Here is a 19424-nt window from a genome sequence, read left to right on the forward strand (position 1 = left end):
CATCCGCATATCGCATGCGAGACGGTCTACGCCGACAGGTGACCGTCCGTCAGTAAAACGGCAGATCCATCACCCCAAAGAGCAAATGTCAGTAACCGGCCGAACAGCCGTGTTCCGGGCCGGCGCAGCCGCCAGACCGTCCACCAGCAGCCGAGGCCGAAGACGGCCAGCAACACGCCGAAACCCCGGGTGGTGGCCGGGTAGGTCGGGTTCTGTTCCAGTAGGCCGTTGAGTACGGTGGCGACGCCCGTGAAGAGCAGCAGCATCCGGATCACGGTCACGTCGCGTGGTCGCCGCCCGGGCCGGTCGCGGTCAGCGGACATCGTCGGACTCGCTGGAGGCGCCGAGTTGTTCGGCGATCAGGGCCTGGGCCTGGTCGCACCAGGCGAGTTCCGCGTCGGCCAGGGCGATCGTGTGGGCACGGACCAGCCAGGTGGCCGGGACGGTGTCGGCGCTGCGCTCGGTCTGTTCGGGCCATTGGGCGCCGGGCACGGTCGCCGTGGCCTGATCGCGGCGCCCGCGTGCCTCGTCGCGGCGCTGCTCGATCAGCCGCAACATCGCCCGTGGACCGGCGTGGTCGCTGAACAACAGCTTGACCATGCCCTCGTCGCGCCGCTGCGCCGGCTGGGCCGGGAGGCTGAGCCAGCCGTCCAGGGCTGTCGCGCCCTGCTCGGTCAGCTGCCAGACGGTCTGCCTGCCCCGCTCGGCGGCCGGCTCGTCCGCGGCGATCAGGCCGTTCGCCTCCAGGTGCTTCAGTTGCGGGTAGAGCTGGCCGTAGCTCACACCCCAGAAGTGTCCGACGGAGCGCTGCACGGCCTGCCGCAGCTGGTAGCCGTTGCGGGAGCTGAGCGACAGGAAGCCGAGCACCGTCCATCCCGTGGGCGTGAGCTTCGGCAGTCCGATGTCGGCGGCGTGAGGATCCTCGCTATATCTTCCAGATAGGGTCATGGGGCGAACGTACCATTCCCGCGGACCCTCGGGGCGGCGGCCGATCCCGGCCACCCGGAGTCAGCAGTTGAGGCAGGAACAGGGGCGGCGGACACGAGAGCAGGTGCTCGATCCTGATGGTCCGGTGGGCAACGGAATCGGCTTGTGTGGGCCTGCCATCGGCTGGGAGGCTCAGAATCATGATCGACAAGCACGTCGGAGCAGCGGAGACCACGGACGGCGCCTGGTGGCTGCGGGGCGTACCCGCGGCCGAACTGCCCTGCGGCCAGCGGCCGGAGTGGGCCGAGTTCGCCGAATCGGCCCTCTCCCGCGCCGAGTCGGCGCCGCGCGTGCCGACCGGGGAGCTGCCGGGCATCACCGGCTTCGCGGCCGTGCTGGCGCCCTTCGCCGAGCTGGCCGGAGTGCGACTCCCGACCGTCCTGCCGGACGCCGTGGCCGACCTCCGGGCCATCCGGGCGGACTTCGTCCGACAGCTCGCCGGTGCGCTGGCCCGACTGGCCGCCCGCACCCTCGTGCTGGAGCTCAACGTCGCGAGGGTGACGGGCCGCCTCGACGGCGCGGCACCATCAGACCGGTTCCGGAGCTTCCTGCTTCTGGCCGGACGTCAGGACGGGCTGTCCGCGCTGCTGGGCGAGTACCCGGTGCTCGCCCGCCTCCTGGCGCAGGCCTGCCGCCACGGCGGTTCGGCGTTGGCGGAACTGCTCGACCGGTTCGCCTCCGACCGGGCCGACATCGTCGCCACCCTGCTGGCCGGCGCCGACCCCGGGCGGTTGGTCGCGGTCGAACGGACCACGGGCGACGGGCACCGCCGTGGGCGCAGCGTCGCGGTGCTGCGGTTCGCCGACGGTACCCGGGTGGTGTACAAGCCGAGATCGCTGCGCGTGCACGGGCGCTTCAACGAGCTGGTCGGCTGGTTCAACGCGCGGCCCGGTACGCCGGGGCTGCGGGTCCTCGCTCTGCTGGAGCGTGACGGCTACGGCTGGGTGGAGTTCGTCGCGCCCGGCTCCTGCACGGCGGAGCGGCAGTTGGAGCGGTTCTACCTCCGGCAGGGGGCGTGGCTGGCGCTGCTGTACGCACTGGACGGCACCGACCTGCACTTCGAGAACCTGATCGCCTGTGGGGACGAACCCGTCCTGGTCGACGTCGAGACCCTCTTCCATCCGTGCGTCCCGGCCGACTCGCAGGAGGATCCGGCGGCTCGCGCGCTGGAGTCCTCGGTGTACCGCAGCGGCCTGCTGCCGCGTCTGTTGCTCGGCGACGAGACGGCGGTCGACGTCTCGGGCCTGGGCGGTGACGCGGGGCGCCGCTCACCGGTGGAGGGTGTGGACTGGGCGGCCGGCGGTACGGACGAGATGAGACTGGTCCGCCGGGCCGGAGAGATCGCCGGCGCCGGGAACCGCCCCCTGCTCGACGGAGCCGAAGCGGACCCGGCCGGGTACACCGAGGCCCTCGTCGCAGGCTTCCGCGCCGGATACCGCGCGATCGAGGCCGGCCGGGACGAACTCGTGGGACCACAGGGCCTGTTGCGCGGGTTCGCGGAGGACGAGGTGCGCGTGGTGGCCCGGGCGAGCCTCGTCTACGCGACGCTGCTCGACGAGTCGACCCACCCCGACGTCCTGCGGGACGCGGCGGACCGGGACGAGATCCTGAGCCTCCTGGGGACGGACGCGCTCGAAGCCTCCGGTTGGCCCGCGCTGCTCGATGAGGAGATCGCCGAACTGTGGGACGGCGACATCCCGTTGTTCACCACCCGGCCGGGTTCGTCGGACCTCTGGAGCGGCACGGGTCGCCGGCTGCCCGGCGTACTCGACCGGCCGGGTCTGGACCGGGTGTCGGACAAGATCCGGGCGATGGGCCGAACGGACCGCGACGAGCAGGAGTGGATAGTCCGGGCGGCGATGGCCGGCAGGTCCACCGCCTCCGCCCACGGCGTCGGCGCCCCGCCCGGGCTTCCTCCCCGGCCCGCCCGCGGATCCGCCCTGGATCCGGCACGGCTGCTTGCCGCCGCCCGGGGCATCGGCGACCAGCTGGTGGACAGGGCGAAGCAAAGCGGGACGCGCATCAACTGGCTCGGGCTCGAACTCCTCGCGGACCGGTACTGGCGGGTCGGACCGTCCGGTGCCGACCTGGGCGCCGGCTACCCGGGGGTGGCGCTCTTCCTGGCGCAACTCGCCGGCCTCACCGGCGAGGCGCGCTACGCGGAGGTGGCCCGCCGTGCTCTGCGGCCGCTGCCCCGCCTGCTGGAGCGGCTTGCGGAGCACCCGGAGGAACTCGGTGTCGTCGGGTCCGGGGCCTTCGCCGGTCTGGGCGGTATCGCCTACGGCCTCACCCAGGTGTCCACCACCCTGGACGACGCCGAGATCCGCGGCTGGATCGGACCGGCCGTGGCCCTCACCACCGCTGCGGCCCGGGCCGAGGACGCGTCCGGTGTCTTCGACGGCACCGCCGGCGGCCTGGCGGCCCTGCTCTCGGTGCACGCGGCCACCGGCTCCGCCGAAGCCTGGCAGGGTGCGCAGCTGTGCGCGGCCCGCCTCGCCGATCGCCCCCTCCCCGCCGCCCCCGGCTTCGGTACCGGATCGGCGGGCATCGGCTGGGCTCTGCTCAGGTTCGCGGCGGAAGGCGGCGGCGCCAGGTACGAGCAGGCGGGGCTGGCCGCCCTGCGGGCGGCGGTCGGGCAGGACCTGGACCACTCCTGGTGCACGGGCCTGCCGGGCATCGCGTTGGCGGCCTCCGACAGCGCAGCCGGGCCGACGGAGCTCGTCGACAGCGCGGTCAGGGTGCTCGCGCTGGGTGACCCACTGCCCAACCACAGTCTCTGCCACGGTGAACTCGGCGCCCTCGAACTGCTCACCGGTACGGCCGAGCACTCCGTTGGGCACACCGTGCGGAACCGGCGCGCGGGCGCGCTGCTGGAGACGCTCGACCGGAGCGGACCGCGCTGCGGCACCCCTGGAGGGCTCGGCACACCCGGCCTGCTGACCGGGCTCGCCGGTATCGGACACGGTCTGCTGCGGCTCGCCGCCCCCGAACGAACAGCTTCGGCGCTGCTGCTGCAGCCGCCGATCACGCCCCGGTCGTCATCGTGGACGCCGTGGCCTCAGGAAAGGAACGGCCGAACACCATGAACACCCCCGATCTGGTCCGCCAGTGGAAGCAGCCCGGCATGCGGCAGGGCGAAGCCGTGGATCACCCCGCCGGGGAGATCAGGCTCCGGGCGGCCGGCGGGCTTGCCCGTCGCACCGCTCTGCTCGCCGCGCACGACGGCGTGCGGTTCTCCCACCAGTTCCCGACGATGACCTTCACCGGCGGCCCCGAGGTGAGCCGGTAGCCGGCATCCGCCGACCGGCAGCCGGTGCCTCCGACAGGGCCGCACCGGCTGCCGGGTGTGAGAAACCCCCCTTGATCCACTCCTGTCGGACCGTCACAACCCTCCAGTAACCTGCGCGGTATGCGTACAACCTCGTCGGTCACCATCGGCCGGGAAGCCGAACTTTCCCAGCTCAGCGGCGCCTTGACGGCGCTCCGAGAGAGGGCGGGTCGTGCCGTGTTCCTGCTGGGAGATGCCGGGATCGGCAAGTCCCGGCTGCTCGGCGACTGCTGCGGCCAGGCCGCCGACCTGGGCCTGCCGGTCCTGCGCGGCCGGGGCAGCCCGACGAGCGCGGGAACCCCCTTCCGCCCGCTCGTCGAGGCGCTGTCGTCCCGTTTCCGGACCAGCGGGCCGCCCGAGGACGCGGAGCTCGAACCCTACCGTCCGGCCCTGGCCCGGGTCGTTCCGGAATGGCGGCACACCACCGTCCCCGGCTACCCCGAGAGCGTGGTCGAACTCGCCGAGGCGCTGCTGCGCCTGCTCGCCGTCCTCGGGCGGGGGACGGGCATGGTGCTGGCGCTGGAGGACCTGCACGACGCGGACACCGAGACGATCGCCGTCGTCGAGTACCTCGTCGACAACATCGCCGGACTGCCGGTGCTGCTGCTGGCCACGCTGCGCCCCGAACCCGGGGCCGCCTTCGACCTGGCCCGCGCGGCCGAACGGCGCCGGACGGCTTCCCTTCTCCCACTGCGCCCACTGGCCGCGCCGGACGTCCGCGCGATCGCCGGCGGCTGCCTCGCCGTTCCCGTCGACGAGGTACCGGTGGCCGTGGCCGACCGGTTGGCCGAGGGCGGCGACGGGAACCCGTACCTGATCGAGGAACTGTTGAAGGAGATGGTCGGCTCCGGGGCGCTCCGCCTGGAGGCCGACGGCTGGCACGTGGTCCGCGACCTCTCCGCGACCGTTCCGGAGAGCGTCGTCCAGAGCTACGGGCACCGGATCGATCTGCTGGACCCCGCGCTGCGGGAACTCCTGCTGATCGGGGCCACCCTGGGCGCCCGCTTCTCGGTCGGCACGCTCCGGCTCATCACCGGGCACGACGAACAGACCCTCTTCGCCCATCTCAGGTCCGGCGTCGAGGCAGGCCTGCTCGTCCCCGACTGGGCCGGTACGGACCAGTACGCGTTCCGGCACGCGCTCACCGCCGAGGCGCTGCTGGCGAACCTCCCCCGGGCGGAGCGCGCGGCCATCGCCCGCCAGGCCGCCACGTCGCTGCTGGAGGCCGATCCCGAGCTGACCGACGGCCGGTGTCAGGTGGTCGCGGGGCTCCGTCTCGCCGCCGGGGACGAGGCCGCGGCGGCGCTGGCGTACGCGGAGGCGGGCCGACGGGCGCTGGCCGACGGCACGTCGGGGTCGGCGGTCCGGTTGCTGGAGCGCGCTCACGACCTCGCCGACCAGGCGGACCGGACCGACATCACGGAGGCGCTGCTGTCCGCCCTCGCCGAAGCCGGTCAACTCGACCGCGCCTTCGCCTCGGCGGACACCCTGCCGTCCGTCGGGGCGGGGTCTCTCGGCACCGACCGCAGGATAGCGCTGCACACCCGGCTCGCCTGGGCCGCCGTGATCGCGGAACGGAGCGCCGACACCATCGCGCACGTGGCGGCGGCCAGGGCGCTCCTCGACAGCTGCGCCGGCCCCGAGCAGACCGCCGCGCTGGCCGTGGTCGAGGGGCACCTCGCCCTGCTCCCGGGCCAGGGCGAGCGGATGGTCGACGCCGAGCGGTCGGCCCTGGAGGCGGCGGCGGTGGCGCAGCGCGAGGGGCTTCCGGTGGTCGCCTGCCAGGCCTGGCAGTTGCTCGCGCTGCTGGCCCGGGAGCGGGGCTTCGACGACGCGGACGAGTGCCTGCGGCGGATGCTGGCCGTCGCCGAGACCCACAGCCTGCCGGTCTGGCGCATCGAGGCCGCGCTGCGGCTCGGCGCCAACAGCTTCATGCGGACCGGTGACACCCGCACGCTCGAACAGGCGCGGGACGCCGCGCGAGGGCTGGGTGCCATCATGCTGACCCAGCGCGTGGAGGCACTGCTCGCGATGAACGCGGTGCTCACCGGGAACGGCGCGAAGGCGCGCGAGACCATCGACCGCTGCCTGGACGCCAGCGCGCGGATGAGCGACCTCGGGACCCACCGCTACCTGCTGCTCACCTCGGCGACGCTCGCCGCGCACGCGGGACGCCGCCGCGAGATGGAGCACGAGCTGCTGCTCTTCCGGCAGTCCGGTGGTGGTGAGTCCTTCCTGACCCCGGTGATGCTCGGCCTCTGTCGCACGATCTGCGCGCTGTTGGAGGAGGACCGGATCCAGGCGGTCACCGAACTCGCCGCCGCGGCGGCATGGGAGGAGCGGCACCCGAACGTCTTCTACCTCTCCGGACGGTACGGGCTGGGCCCCCTGCTGGACGTTCTCGCGGGCACCGCAGGCCGGGCCGAGTACGAAGCCGTGGCCGCCGCCCCGGCGGCGGGGCTGGTCTGGAACCGGCAGTTCCTGCTGCTGGCCCACGCGGTCCTGCTGGGCCGGGAGGGGCGGGCCGAGGAGGCCGCCCTGGCCGTCCGTAGGGCCGAGCAGAGTGCCGGGCTCTTCCCGATGGCCCATCACCTCGGACTGCGGCTGGTCGCCGAGGCGGCGATCGCCGACGGCTGGGGCGAGCCGGTGGCATGGCTGCGCACCTCCGAGGAGTACTTCCACGACCACGACATCCCCTCGGTGGCGGGCGCCTGTCGGGCCCTGTTGCGTCGCAGCGGCGCGACGGTCGCCCAGCGCCGCAGCGGGTGGGACCGGATCCCGGCCCAGCTGCGCGCGCAGGGCCTCACCGCTCGCGAGTACGAGATCCTCGCCCTGCTCGTGGAGCGGCCCGGCAACCAGGACATCGCCCGGCGGCTGTCCATCTCGCCGCGCACGGTGGAGAAGCACATGGCCACGCTGATCAGCAAGACCGGCAGTCCCGACCGTGCGGCGCTCTGCCGGTTGGCCATCGAGGTCTCCCCCCGTGCCTGACCCCGTGCCTGACCCCGTGCCTGACCCCGCGACCGGCCTGCGGGTACCGGGCGATGAACGGCCCGGTCCGGGAACCTACGTGCCCGCCGGCCGGATTCGCCCGGTCGCCGACCGGAACCTACGTGGGCCGCCCCGATGCCGGGCCGGCGGATCGCCGGAAGGATCGGTGATGCAAACGGAGCAGAGCGGTCCGCCGCCGCCCCGCACCGCCGCTCCCCACCGCCGCAGGAGGCCCGCTGATGACAGGTACGAGAGCGACGCCGAGCGCGGTCCGCGACGAGGACTCCGACCTGCTCCCGGACCTCGTGGCGTCGGTCCTGCACCGGCGGGGTGCGCGCGGCTGGACGGTCGGTTCGCGGGCGTTCTGGTGCCACGTCACTCCGGAGGGCCGCACCATCCCGGCGCAGGGGTGGAAGCTGCACCTCTCGGCGACCCCGCTGTCCGCGCCCATCGTCCTCCTCAAGGCAGCAGAGGTCCTGGTCGCCGGGCGGGCCTCGTTCAAGTTCGCCGGCACTCTCGACCGGGTGACCGAACTGGTCTCCGCGAGCTACGACCGGGGTGGCGGTGGCAAGTTCATCACCGTCTATCCGGATGACGACGACCACTTCCGCGCACTCGCCGAGGAGCTCCACCACGCCACCCGCGGGCTGCCCGGCCCGGGCATCCTCTCCGACCGGCCGTACCGCCCCGGCAGCCTGGTGCACTACCGCTACGGCGTCTTCACCGGCACGACGCAGCTCGGCAACGACGGCACCGTCGAGTCCCTGCTGCGCACCCCCGACGGCGCTCTGGTCAGGGACCTCCGCCTGGCGCGGTTCAAGCCACCGGCCTGGGCGCGGTCGCCGTGGCCGCAGCAGCGGCCGGAGCCCGGTCCGCAGCCGCAGCCGCAGTCGCAGCCCGGTTCGCAGCCGCAGGCGGCGAGCCGTCCGGCCGCCGTCCTTCTCGACGGCCGCTACGTGGTGCGCTCGGCCGTCCGGCACACCTACAAGGGCGGGGTGTACTACGGCACGGACCGGGAGACCGATCGGCAGGTCGTCATCAAGGAGGCCCGACGCCACGTCGGGTCGACCGTCGCCGGCACGGACGCCGGCGACCTGTTGCAGCACGAGGCGCGGATGCACGCGGCGCTGGCACCCCTGGGCGTGTGCCCGCAGGCGTTCGGCGTGTTCACCCAGGGGGGCAATCTCTACCTCGTCCAGGAACGCGTGGACGGAGAGAACCTGCGGGACTGGGTGGTGGCGAATCCCGCGCCGGTCAGCGCCGTCCTGCTGGACCTGGTCGAGCAGCTGGTGACGATCGTCGAGCGTGTGCACGCCGCCGGCCATGTGCTGCGGGACCTGAACCCGAACAACCTCATGCTCACCCGAGACGGGGCGCTGCGGCTGATCGACCTGGAGATGATCGTTCGACCGGGCGACCAGGTCCAGCGCGCCTACACCCCGGGGTATGCCGCGCCCGAGGTGGTGGCCGCGGAACACAGCGGCCCGGCGCCGGACTTCACCTCGGACCTGTTCAGTCTCGGCGCGGTCCTGTTCCACCTGGCGAGTGGCGCCGAGACGGTGCTCGCCGCGGACCGCCCGACAACCCGCACGAACGGCGAGCGTCTGGCCCTCCTGGTGTCCCGGGCCCTTGCCGACAACCCGGTCGCGCGGCCGTTCGCCCCCGCGATCCTCGGGCTGATGGCGGAGTCCGTCGATCAGCGGTGGAGCCTGGAGCGGCTGCGCGAGCTCCTGGCCGAACTGCGGTCCGGCCGGCCGGAGCTTCCCGGGGAACCGGCACGCCCGGTCCTTGCGGCGGACGTCGAGGAGCGGGTCCTGGCCGACGGGCTGACCCACCTGCTGGACACCATGACCCCGGCCGGGCAGCCGCGGCTGTGGCCCGCCGACGGGTTCGCCGCCCTCAACGACCCGCTCAACGTGCAGCACGGCGCCGCCGGGGTCCTGGCGGTGCTCACCGCGGCCGACGTCGCGCGGACGGACCCCCGGCTCAGGTCCGGGGTCGCCGAGGCGGCCGACTGGACGGCGGGCCGTCTGCGGCTGGACGAACCACAGCTCCCCGGCCTGTACTTCGGCCGCTCCGGCACCGCCTGGGCACTGCTGGACGCAGCCCGGCTGCTGGACGACGACAAGCTGGCCGACACCGCGGCACGCCTGGCCCGGGCGGTGCCGGTGCGCTGGCCGAACCCCGACGTCTGCCACGGCGCGGCCGGCGCGGGTCTGACACAGCTGCACTTCTGGCAGGCCACCGGCGAGCCGGACTTCCTGGCCCGGGCGGTCGAGGCCGCCGAGGGGCTGGTGGCCGCCGCCGAACCGGGCCGGTCCGGAACGCTCTGGCCCGTTCCGAAGGACTTCGACTCCGCGATGGCGGGAGCCAAGCACCTGGGATTCGCCCATGGCGTCGCCGGAATCGGCACCTTTCTCCTGCTGGCCGGCCAGGCCACCGGACGGGACGACTTCCTGGCACTCGCACAAAGTGCCGGTGACACCCTGGTGGCGGCAGCGCGGACCGGCGACGGTGCGGCCTGGTGGCCCGAGGGCGACCACGACGAGAACGCCCCCTTCCGTCCGCCCTACTGGTGCAGCGGATCCTCGGGAGTGGGGACCTTCCTGGTGAGGCTCTGGACCGCCACCGCCGACCAGCGCTACCGGAACCTGGCCGAACAGGCCGCAGCAGAGGTGTACCGCAGGAGGTGGCAGCTCTCTCCGGCGGCCTGCCACGGACTGGCGGGCAACGCGGAGTTCCTGCTGGACCTGGCCGCCGCCCTGGACGACCCGGACTACCGCCAGCGGGCGGCGGAACTCGTCGCCTGTGCCCACGCGCGCCACACGCTGCGCGACGGTCTCCTGCTCCTTCCCGACGAGTCGAACACCGAGGTGACGGCCGGTTACAGCGGTGGGACGGCCGGCATGCTGGCCGCACTGGTCCGGCTACGGCACGGCGGCACCCGGCTCTGGCTGCCCGACTCCCTCGCACTCTCCGTGCCGACGGACGAGCCGGTCGGGATCGAGGCCGGCGCATGGTGACCTGGACCCCGGCTCCGAGCCGCGCGCCCGAGTTGCCCGTGGTGCCCGCGCTGCCGGCCACCCGGACGAGTTTCGCCTTCTCCGCGACGGCCGAGCATGCCGCGTGCCTGACGACAGGCTCGCAGGGCGGCCTGGTGCCCGAGCACCGGTCGTTCGACGGGCCGTCGTCCCGGCGCCGGACGCTCGCGCTGGAGGAGTCCCTGCGGACCCAGCCGCTGCCGACCGAGGACGGGAGACTCCTGCTACTGCGTGGTGCGGCCGGCCGGCACGAACTCGTCCTGGCCGACCCGGAGACGGGGCGGGCCGGTGAGCGCCTCACCGTCGAGCGCCTCACCGTCGAGTGCCGCGCGCTGCGTCTGGTCGCCTCCGCCGAACCGGGCACCCTGGCGCTGGCGGTCCGCTCCGACAGCCCGGGCCGGTCGACGCTGTACCGGGTGCTCGACAGTCCGTTGCGGTGGGAGCCGGTCGCGGCCCTGCCCGGCACGGTCGGCCGCATCTGCGGGTTGGAGCACAGCGGACGGCTGCTCGGCGTGGCCCTGCGACACGAGAGCCGCTCCCGGACCGTACTCGTCGATCTCACCGACGGCAGCCACCACGACCTGCCCTGCGCGCCCGGCCGGGAAGGCGACGCCCTCCTGCTGGCAAGCCCGTCCTCCGGTCTGCTGCTGATGGCGACCGACACGCCACAGGGACGCCGGCTGGCGTGGAGATCCCTGGCCGATCCGGCCGGACTGCGCGCCCCCGAGCGGCTCAACACCATCGACGGCGCCGTCCTGCCACTGGCCTTCGACCCGGCCGGTGAGCGGGTGGCCCTGCGAGTGCTCCGCGGAGCCCGGGCCCGGCTGCTGGTCCACGACCTGCGCCAGGACCGGCTCACGGAGGTGCCGCTGGCGGCGGGGGCGGTCCAGCAGGTGGCCGGCTGGGGGCGCAGTGGCCTGCTGGTGCCGGTCTCCACGGCGGACCGCCCGGCCGAGATCGCGGTGCTCTCGCCCGAGGCCACGACGGAGTGGGCCCCAGCCGGAAGCCAGGCGGCGGGACGCTCGCGAGTCGAGCGGTTCTCCGGCCCCGCAGGGCAGTTCGAGGCCGTCTGCCAAGGCGACTGGCGCAGCGCCGACGCCGTACTGGTCGCCCTGCACGGCGGGCCCGAGGCGGCCTGGGACCTCGGATACGAGCCGGTGCTGCACCGGCTCGCCACCGCCGGCATCGCCGTCGTCGCCCCGAACCAGCGCGGCAGCACCGGCTACGGGGCCGCGCACGCCGAGGCCCTGCACGGCGCCTGGGGCGGACCCGACCTCGCCGACATCCGCGCCCTGGTCAGAGCCCTCGCCGCAGGGCGCCCCGGATCGGCGCCACCGCCCATGCTGTACGGGGTCAGCTACGGTGCCCATCTCGCCCTGCTGGCGGCTGCCGCGGACCCGCAGCTGTGGTCCCGCTGCGCCGTCGTCGCCCCCTTCCTGTCCGCCGCCCGGCTGCACGCTCAGGCGTCGCCCGCGGTCCGTGCGCTCATCGACCGGCTCGGCGGCCGGACCGAGGTCGAGGACGGACTGGGCCCCCGCGACCTGTGGACCCTCGCCGACCGGATCCGCACCCCACTGATGATCGTCCACGGCACGGACGACCGGACGATCCCGGTCGACCAGTCCCGGCAGCTGCGGCAACGGCTGCTCGACACCGGCCGCAGCGAGGGCACCCACTTCCGCTACGCCGAAGTACCCGGCGGCGGACACTCCCCGCTGGAGAACCTCGCGGGCGCGCACCTGCGGGAGCAGCTGGTGGAATTCCTCTCCCAGCGCCCCGGGAACGCGTGAGGACCGCTCGGGACCGCGGGACCAGAGACTCACGGCCATTCGGGCCGTGCGACGCCGGTACGGCCGGCGTCATCTGCGACGACCTTCAGGAAAGGGGGTGAACACGATGACCGTTGATGTCGATGCGCTGCAGGCGCTGGACGGGGAGGAGGAGGCCGCTGGTCTGCGGCCCTGCCAGAACACCTGTAGCTGGACCTGCACCTACACCGGCCAGTGATGTCGGGTCGGTCGGACGGTGAGTTTTCTGCCTGAAGGGAGGTGAACACGATGACCGTTGACGTCGATGCGCTGCAGGCGCTGGACGGGGAGGAGGAGGCCGCTGGTCTGCGGCCCTGCCAGAACACCTGTAGCTGGACCTGCACCTACACCGGCCAGTGACCAATGTGTGGCCGGGGCCCTGATCGGCCCCGGCCACCGGTCCCGATTGCCCTCCTGGAGGAGAGGATGACGACGTCGACAAGATCGGTCCCCCGCCTGCTGGCGGCGGCAGCCCTGGAGGCCCGGGGCTGGTTCGCCCTCGCCGTACTGGCGTCGATCACGGATGCGGCGGTGACGCTGGCGACCCCCGCCCTGCTGGCCCGGGCACTCGACGACGCCCTGGCCCACCGTCCGCTGACCGGGCCGGTATCGGCCCTGGCGGCGGCGTTCGCGGTGGCGACGGGCGTCGCGGTGGTGCACGTGGTGGCCGCGGGAACGAGTGGGGCGGCGGCCACCGGCTGGTTGCGCCGCGGCCTCGTCCACCGGGTGCTGGGCGCGGGACTCGCCGGGCAGCGCCGGCACGCTGCGGGGGATGTCACCGGCCGGCTGGTCGGGAGCTGCGCCGAGTCCGGGCACGCCGGTCTCACCGTGCTCGACACGGTCATGTCGGTGGCCACCTCGATCGTGGGCGTGGTGTCCCTGTGGCTGATCGACTGGCGACCCGCGGTGACCTTCCTGCTCGGCCTGCCGCCGGTGTACGTCGTCCTGCGGTTGTTCTTCCGCCGGAGTTCGTCGGCGCTCACGCGCTATCAGGAGTTGCAGGGACAGATCGCGGACCGGTTGATCGAGGCCTTGGGCGGCGTCCGGACGATCCGGGCGAGCGGCACCGTGGCAGCGGAGACGACCCGCGTGCTGGAGCCGCTGCCCGAGCTGTCGAAGACCGGCCTGCTGACGTGGCATCTGCAACGCGCCACCGCCTGGCAGATGGGCCTGTTGCTGCCGGCGATCGAGATCCTCGTCCTCGCCGTGAGCGGATACGGGGTGGTCGCCGGGCGGATCTCCTCGGGGGAGCTCGTCGCCGTCACGGGGTACGTCGCGATCGCCCTCGGACTTCTCCAACAGGTCGACGCGGTGGGTGAGTTGGCCCACTCGGTCGCGGCGGGCCGCCGGGTCGCCGAGGCCGTGGGCCAGCCCGTGACCCTGGCGGGGGAGCGGGGATCGGACGGATCCACCGCCGGATGTGCGGTCTCCTTCCGCGGGGTCCGCGTGCTCGCCGGGGACCGGGTGGTGCTCGACGGAATCGACCTGGAGATCCCGGCCGGAACGGCGCTGGCCGTGGTCGGGGCGTCGGGCGGGGGAAAGAGCAGCCTCGCCGCGCTGGTCGGGCGGCTCCACGACCCGGACCAGGGCGCGGTGCTGCTCGATGGCGTACCCGTGACGGAGTTCACGGCAGATGAACTCTCCCGTCGCGTGGCGTACGCCTTCGAACGGCCCGCGCTGTTCGACGACACCATCCGCGCCACGATCGCGCTCGCTCGTCCGGAGGCGACGCAGTCCGTGATCGAGGCCGCCGCGCGGGCCGCCGGCGCCGATGACTTCATCCGACGGCTTCCCGACGGATATGACACCCGCCTGGCGGTTGCTCCGCTGTCCGGCGGTGAGGCACAACGGCTCGGACTGGCGAGGGCGTTCGCCCAGGACAGCCGGGTGGTCGTGCTCGACGACGCGACGTCCAGCCTGGACACGGTGACCGAGGCGAGGGTGACGCAGGCGTTGCACAGCGCCTTCACCGGGCGGACCAGGATCATGGTCGCGCACCGCGCTTCCACGGCGGCCCGTGCGGATCTGGTGGCCTGGCTGGCGGACGGCCGGATCAGAGCCGTGGCGACCCATGCGGAGCTGTGGAGCGACCAGGAGTACCGGGCGCAGTTCGCCGCGGCTTCGGAGAGTGTGGAGGAGGAGACGTGTCCGATCCCGTGACCACGCGCCCCGGCTGGCGGATGCTGGGGCGCCATCTGCGCAGCCGCGGCGGCGTCGTCGCCGCGGTGCTGGCGCTGTCCGTGCTGGAGGCGTTGCCGGTTCTGCTGTCCGGGCTCCTGATAGCGCGGGCCCTGGACCGGGGATTCCTGGCCGGGCGCCCGCTGGTGGGCCTGGCCTGGCTGGCAGTGCTGGGCGTCGCCATGGTGCTCCGGGCTGCTGTGACCCGCCAACTCCTGCCCAGGCTGGGCGTGCTGGTCGAGCCGTTGCGGGACGCACTGGTGAGCTCGGTGGTCTCCGCCACGCTCCGGCGCGGGGTCGCCGGCACGGCCCGCTCCGACGGGGCGAGCGTGGCCCGGCTCACCGGACAGGTGGAGACCGTACGGGCACTGGTCTCCGCGCTGCTGCGCTCGGTCCGGCAGGTCGGCGTGTCACTGGTGATGGCCCTGGTGGGGTTGGCGGCCCTCGCTCTGCCGGTGGCGGCCATCGCCGGGGTGTCGGTGGTCCTCACGCTGGCGGCGTACATGCCGCTGCTGCGCGTCCTGAGCCGGCGTCGACGGGCCTTGCTGATCGCGGACGAGCGACTGGCCGCCGAGGCCGGTCAGACCCTGGCGGGCCTGCGTGATCTGGTGGCCGCCGGCGCGCGCGGTCGGGCTCGGGAGCGGCTGGACGTCCTGATCGGCGAGTGGGAAGCGGCGTCGCGGGCCGTCGCGCGGACCGGCGCGGTCAGTGCGCTGCTCGTCTCGGCGGGCGGAAAACTGCCGGTGCTGGCCGTGTTCGTGATGAGCCCGTGGCTGCTGGCCGGACACGGACTGACGGTCGGCGCGCTGGTCGGCGCAATCGGCTACCTGCTGACCACCATCGAGCCCACGCTGCGCTCGATGGTCGATGTCATCGGCTCCTGGGGAATCCAACTCCACACGGTGCTACAGCGGTTGGGCGAGGCCGATGTCCCGTCCGAACCGGCCCCGCGCCACCCTGCCCACCCGCCCGCCGAAGCCGGCCCGGCCGAGGCCGCCTCGGCCGGCGCCGACCTGGTCATCGACCGCCTGACCTTCGGTTACGGCCCGCACGCCGAGCCGGTCATCCGCGACCTCACGCTCGCCGTGCCCGCCGGCGCCGTGCTGGTCGTGGTGGGCCCCAGCGGCATCGGCAAGTCGACCCTGGCCAACCTGCTCGCCGGGTTGGCGACGCCCGGCGCCGGGCAGGTCCGGATCGGCGGCTTCCCCGTGGACCGGCTCGGCGAGGACTGGCTGCGCCGCCACGTCGTACTGATCCCCCAGGAGGCGTACATCTTCACCGGGACGCTCCGGGAGAACCTCTGCTACCTGCGCCCCGAGGCCGCGGACACCGAGCTCGCCCGGGCCGCGACCGCCGTCGGTGCCGACCGCCTGATCGGCCGGCTCGGCGGCCTGGACACCCGGCTCGGTGTGGGCGGGGCCGTTCTGTCGGCCGGCGAGCGGCAACTGCTGGCGCTGGTCCGGGCCTACGTCTCGGACGCTCGCGTGGTGCTGCTCGACGAGGCGACCTGCCACCTCGACCCGGGTGCGGAGGCGCGGGCGGAGCTGGCCTTCGCGCGGCGCGGCGGCACCGTGGTCGTCATCGCGCACCGGATGAGCTCGGCCCTGCGCGCCGACCGCATCCTGCTGATGGACGCCGACCGGACGCTGAGCGGCACCCATTCGCAACTGCTCGCCGCCTCACCGCGCTACGCGGACCTCGTCGGCTACTGGACCGGCTCGCACGCGGACACGAGGGACCAGCACACCACGGCCTCGCCGGCGTGAGCGCTCGCCTCGCGCGCATCCGTGCGTCCGTGCATCCGTGCGTCCGGGCGTCCGAACCACGGACCGGCAAGCGTTCTTGGCCGGCCCGCACCCGCTCTGAACTGCGCGTTCACCCCCACCCGTAGGCACGGGTGAGGGGGCGCCGAGGCGCCCCGCAGTTTCGAGCCCCGGGGAGTTCCCGTTGGTCCACCACATCGAAGATCCGGCCCGCCGCAGGGGCAGGTGGCGAAGGCCGCTCGTGGCCTTCGCCACCGCGACCGCCGTCGTGGGAGTGCTCGCGGCTCCCGGCATCGCGCCCGTGGCGAACTCCTTCGGGAGCCCTTCACCCTTCTTGTCCTGGCATCAACTGATGGCCATCCAGGGCCAGATGAACGAGACGGCTTCGGCCGTGGAGCAGGTGTCGGGTCGGATCGGCAGCCAGGCCCTCGCCGGCGTGGTCGCCGCCCCCGAGACGAAGCACCTCACGGTCTACTGGCACGGCGAGCTGACGCCCGAGGTCCGGGCGGTCGTCGCGCACAGCCCGGTGCGTGTCGACGTGAAGTCGGCGCCGCACAGTGCGCAGGACCTGAAGGACGCCTCGCGCGAGGTGACGCGCATCGCCGATTCCGCCGGAGTGCGGATCACCGACGTGGCGATGCCGCAGGACGGGAGCGGCCTCACCGCGACCGTGGTGGGCGGTGAGGCCGACGCACAGCGGCTGCGGCGGGCGGTGGCGTCCGTGAGCGTTCCGGTGACGGTCGAATCGAACGGCACGGAGTCGATCAGCCTCGGCGAACCCTCGCGCCGGAGCGATCCGGGCGCCGGCGGCACGCAGATCATCTCACCGTTCTGCAGCACGGCGTTCGCGATCAACTACCGCGGCGAGGACGCCATGCTCACCGCGGACCACTGCTTCATGCCGAACAACGAGACCAACGTCCGGTACGGCGTGGACGACACGGGCGGACAGGGGCCGGCGATCGGCACCCGGATCTCGCCCCACATCGTCCGCCAGGACGAGAGGGGGCCCGTCTACCTCGACGCGGCCGTCATCAAGCCGTCCTCGGGCATCACGATGGACCAGCAGATCTGGACGGGCGGCGCGGCCGACCAGTCCAGCATCTCGCAGACCAAGAAGTGGGTGAGCGCCGCGCAGGTGGCGCACGAGGGGAACTGGATCTGCAACGAGGGCGCCCGATCGGGCGAGATCTGCAACATCCAGGTCACCACCAAGGTGACGGACTACTACGCCAAGGGCCCCGACAACCTGGGCGGCGACATCGAGCACCACTACATGTACGGGTGGAAGGCCCTCAAGCAGTTCACCGCCGCCGACAACTCGTCCATCGCGGCCCGCAGGGGTGACAGCGGCGGCCCCGTCGTGCTGGGCGGCGGCCCGGACCTGCCGGGGGCGCCGCCCAACATCACGGCCCTGGGCATCGTCTCGGCCACCACGGGTGGAACCTGGAGCTGCAAGACGCCGGGGAAGACGATGGCGACCACCTGCGCGGGCGGCATCATGTTCGTCGGCCTGGAGGACGCCCTCCCCATGCTGGGCGCCAAGATCGGCGTTCGCGACTGGAGCACCGGGCACCTGAGCTGGGAGGACTTCGGCGGGGGCGGCGGGGGCGTGGCGATGGGCTCCGACCCCAAGCCGCACGACCACACCGAACTGGTCGACGGCAACGGCGCGGCGATGGCCTACGACCTGCCGAGCGGCCGGCTCGTCGGCACCCAGCCCGGTGACCCGCGGGCCGACTGGGAACTCCTCCAGACGACGGACGGCGGCTGGATGTTCCGGAACCTCGCCGCACCGAACGAGTACCTCGGTCAGTCCGCCGACGTCGGACTCCAGATGTCGGACTGGGAGGGCGGCCACTGGTACTTCCACCTCCAGATCAAGGGCGGGAACTGTCTCGCGCTGTGGCCCGGTACGAGCGTGCCGAACAGCATCGCGACACCCGGCAACGCCCCGTGCGACCACAACGACGAGAACCAGCTCTTCAAACTGGTGCCGGTCGGCGACGAGGACGCCGACCTGCCGAGCACGCCCGGCCCCCCGCCCGCGGACAGCCTGCACCTGCCGTCCCAGCAGCCGCCGGTGAAGCCCTCCGGGCCTTCCGTGGACGCGGCCTACTCCTTCCTCGCCCAGCGCCTCGACGCCCACGGCACCGGCAGCACGCTGCGCGTGCCCCGCAGCTACCAGGGCGGGCACTTCGAGGACCCGAAGCTGTTCGGCCCGGACGGCTTCCAGGCCTCCTTCACGTACGACAACGCGCTCGTCATCACCGCGTTCCTGCAACGCGGCGGAACCGACGACGTCGCCCACGCCACGGCGCTCGGCGACAGCCTGCTGTACGCGCAGGCCCACGACATCACCCCGGACGGCCGCATCCGCGCCTCCTACGAGCCGGACCCCTTCGTCAAGACCCCCTCCGGCGAGCCGTACGTCGGCGGGTTCTCCGTCTACACCGGGAACATGGCCTGGGCCGGCATGGCGCTTACCCGGCTCTACCGGGTGACCGGCCAACAGCGCTTCCTGGACGGGGCGTTGAAGGCCGCCAACTGGATCCAGAACAACACCGCGGACACCCGCGGCGCCGGCGGCTACACCGGCGGCCTGCGCAACGACGACGGCACCGGCCAGACGATGGTCCCGCTCACCTGGAAGGCCACGGAGCACAACATCGACACCGGCGCCTTCTTCGCCATGCTCGCCGGCGTCACCGGCGACGCGGGCTGGGCGCAGCGCTCCACCAACGCCTTCCGGTTCGTGAAGTCCGTGCAGGCCGCCAACGGCCACCTGTGGACGGGCACCGGCCTGGACGGGGTGACCACCAACGACGACGTCGAGCCGGAGGACGTGCAGACCTGGAGCTACCTGGCCACCCTCGACCCGTCCTACGCGCCCGCCGTCGACTGGGCGGCCGGGCGGATGGCGGCCACCGACGGCCCGTACAGCGGGGTGGGCTTCAGCGGTAAGGACACCAGCGGCGTCTGGTTCGAGGGCACCGCCCACCTGCTGGCCGCCTACCAGGTCCGCCGCGCGGACGGCGACGCCGCGAAGGCGGCGGTCCTGATGGCGACCTTGCAGAAGGCCCAGAGCGGCGCGGCCAACACGGACGGCAAGGGCATCGTCGCCGCCTCGCACGACGGCCTGGACACCGGGGAGGGCGACTTCTACTACTCCTCCCTCCACACCGGGGCGACCGCCTGGTACGTGATCGCCGCGCAGGGCGGGAACCCCTTCCGCCTGTGACCGGGAGTGGGGGGGGGGGGGGGGGGGGGGGGGGGGGGGGGAGGGGGGGGGGGGGGGGGGGGGGGGCCCCGACCCTGCCCATCTGGG

General features: G+C 73.4%; 12 protein-coding genes. 10 read left to right on the forward strand and 2 right to left on the reverse strand.

The window, feature by feature from the left end:
- Window positions 1-26: 26 nt before the first annotated feature.
- On the reverse strand, window positions 27-266 hold the full coding sequence (locus AC07AL_RS28075) for a hypothetical protein (RefSeq protein WP_478318631.1): 240 nt from the start codon (window positions 264-266) through the stop codon (window positions 27-29).
- A 46-nt stretch (window positions 267-312) separates the two neighbouring features.
- Window positions 313-948, reverse strand: coding sequence for a PadR family transcriptional regulator (locus AC07AL_RS28080; RefSeq protein ID WP_363586629.1), 636 nt, complete (start codon window positions 946-948; stop codon window positions 313-315).
- A 179-nt stretch (window positions 949-1127) separates the two neighbouring features.
- On the opposite strand from AC07AL_RS28080, the gene AC07AL_RS28085 reads away from it, so the two are divergent.
- The 10 genes from AC07AL_RS28085 to AC07AL_RS28130 all read left to right on the forward strand — a co-directional run bounded on the left by AC07AL_RS28085 (window position 1128) and on the right by AC07AL_RS28130 (window position 19337).
- Window positions 1128-4073, forward strand: a complete 2946-nt coding sequence (locus AC07AL_RS28085) for a type 2 lanthipeptide synthetase LanM family protein (protein WP_478318633.1) — start codon at window positions 1128-1130, stop codon at window positions 4071-4073.
- Complete coding sequence (locus AC07AL_RS28090) at window positions 4070-4276, forward strand: hypothetical protein (protein WP_363586627.1); 207 nt, start codon at window positions 4070-4072, stop codon at window positions 4274-4276. Before AC07AL_RS28085 ends, AC07AL_RS28090 begins: the two co-directional genes overlap by 4 nt.
- 120 nt (window positions 4277-4396) lie before the next feature.
- Entirely contained in the window at window positions 4397-7306 is a 2910-nt protein-coding gene (locus AC07AL_RS28095; RefSeq protein ID WP_363586626.1) for a helix-turn-helix transcriptional regulator, read from the forward strand.
- 239 nt (window positions 7307-7545) lie between these two features.
- Window positions 7546-10329 (forward strand): class IV lanthionine synthetase LanL, encoded by a 2784-nt coding sequence (gene lanL, locus AC07AL_RS28100; protein WP_478318635.1) that lies wholly within the window; start codon window positions 7546-7548, stop codon window positions 10327-10329.
- Window positions 10323-12137, forward strand: a complete 1815-nt coding sequence (locus AC07AL_RS28105; protein WP_478318637.1) for an alpha/beta hydrolase family protein — start codon at window positions 10323-10325, stop codon at window positions 12135-12137. Before lanL ends, AC07AL_RS28105 begins: the two co-directional genes overlap by 7 nt.
- A gap of 106 nt (window positions 12138-12243) precedes the next feature.
- Window positions 12244-12354: an ALQxL family class IV lanthipeptide gene (locus AC07AL_RS28110; protein ID WP_363586623.1), complete on the forward strand. Its 111-nt coding sequence runs from the start codon at window positions 12244-12246 to the stop codon at window positions 12352-12354.
- A 50-nt stretch (window positions 12355-12404) separates the two neighbouring features.
- Window positions 12405-12515, forward strand: coding sequence for an ALQxL family class IV lanthipeptide (locus AC07AL_RS28115; RefSeq protein WP_363586623.1), 111 nt, complete (start codon window positions 12405-12407; stop codon window positions 12513-12515).
- 66 nt (window positions 12516-12581) lie between these two features.
- Window positions 12582-14315 (forward strand): ABC transporter ATP-binding protein, encoded by a 1734-nt coding sequence (locus AC07AL_RS28120; RefSeq protein WP_363632212.1) that lies wholly within the window; start codon window positions 12582-12584, stop codon window positions 14313-14315.
- A complete protein-coding gene (locus AC07AL_RS28125; protein ID WP_478318638.1) occupies window positions 14300-16099 on the forward strand; it encodes an ABC transporter ATP-binding protein in 1800 nt (599 codons plus the stop codon). The genes AC07AL_RS28120 and AC07AL_RS28125 overlap by 16 nt, the downstream gene beginning before the upstream one ends.
- 349 nt (window positions 16100-16448) lie before the next feature.
- Complete coding sequence (locus tag AC07AL_RS28130) at window positions 16449-19337, forward strand: trypsin-like serine protease (RefSeq protein ID WP_478318640.1); 2889 nt, start codon at window positions 16449-16451, stop codon at window positions 19335-19337.
- Window positions 19338-19424: the final 87 nt, after the last annotated feature.

Source organism: Kitasatospora sp. NPDC043949 (genome assembly GCF_056435365.1).

Bases quoted from the DNA above. Each gene is read 5' to 3' on its own strand.
- AC07AL_RS28120 (WP_363632212.1), top strand. From the start codon at position 12,582: ATGACGACGTCGACAAGATCGGTCCCCCGCCTGCTGGCGGCGGCAGCC.
- AC07AL_RS28090 (WP_363586627.1), top strand. From the start codon at position 4,070: ATGAACACCCCCGATCTGGTCCGCCAGTGGAAGCAGCCCGGCATGCGG.
- AC07AL_RS28110 (WP_363586623.1), top strand. From the start codon at position 12,244: ATGACCGTTGATGTCGATGCGCTGCAGGCGCTGGACGGGGAGGAGGAG.
- AC07AL_RS28075 (WP_478318631.1), bottom strand. From the start codon at position 266: ATGCTGCTGCTCTTCACGGGCGTCGCCACCGTACTCAACGGCCTACTG.
- AC07AL_RS28085 (WP_478318633.1), top strand. From the start codon at position 1,128: ATGATCGACAAGCACGTCGGAGCAGCGGAGACCACGGACGGCGCCTGG.
- AC07AL_RS28095 (WP_363586626.1), top strand. From the start codon at position 4,397: ATGCGTACAACCTCGTCGGTCACCATCGGCCGGGAAGCCGAACTTTCC.
- AC07AL_RS28115 (WP_363586623.1), top strand. From the start codon at position 12,405: ATGACCGTTGACGTCGATGCGCTGCAGGCGCTGGACGGGGAGGAGGAG.
- AC07AL_RS28130 (WP_478318640.1), top strand. From the start codon at position 16,449: ATGGCCATCCAGGGCCAGATGAACGAGACGGCTTCGGCCGTGGAGCAG.
- lanL (WP_478318635.1), top strand. From the start codon at position 7,546: ATGACAGGTACGAGAGCGACGCCGAGCGCGGTCCGCGACGAGGACTCC.
- AC07AL_RS28105 (WP_478318637.1), top strand. From the start codon at position 10,323: ATGGTGACCTGGACCCCGGCTCCGAGCCGCGCGCCCGAGTTGCCCGTG.
- AC07AL_RS28080 (WP_363586629.1), bottom strand. From the start codon at position 948: ATGACCCTATCTGGAAGATATAGCGAGGATCCTCACGCCGCCGACATC.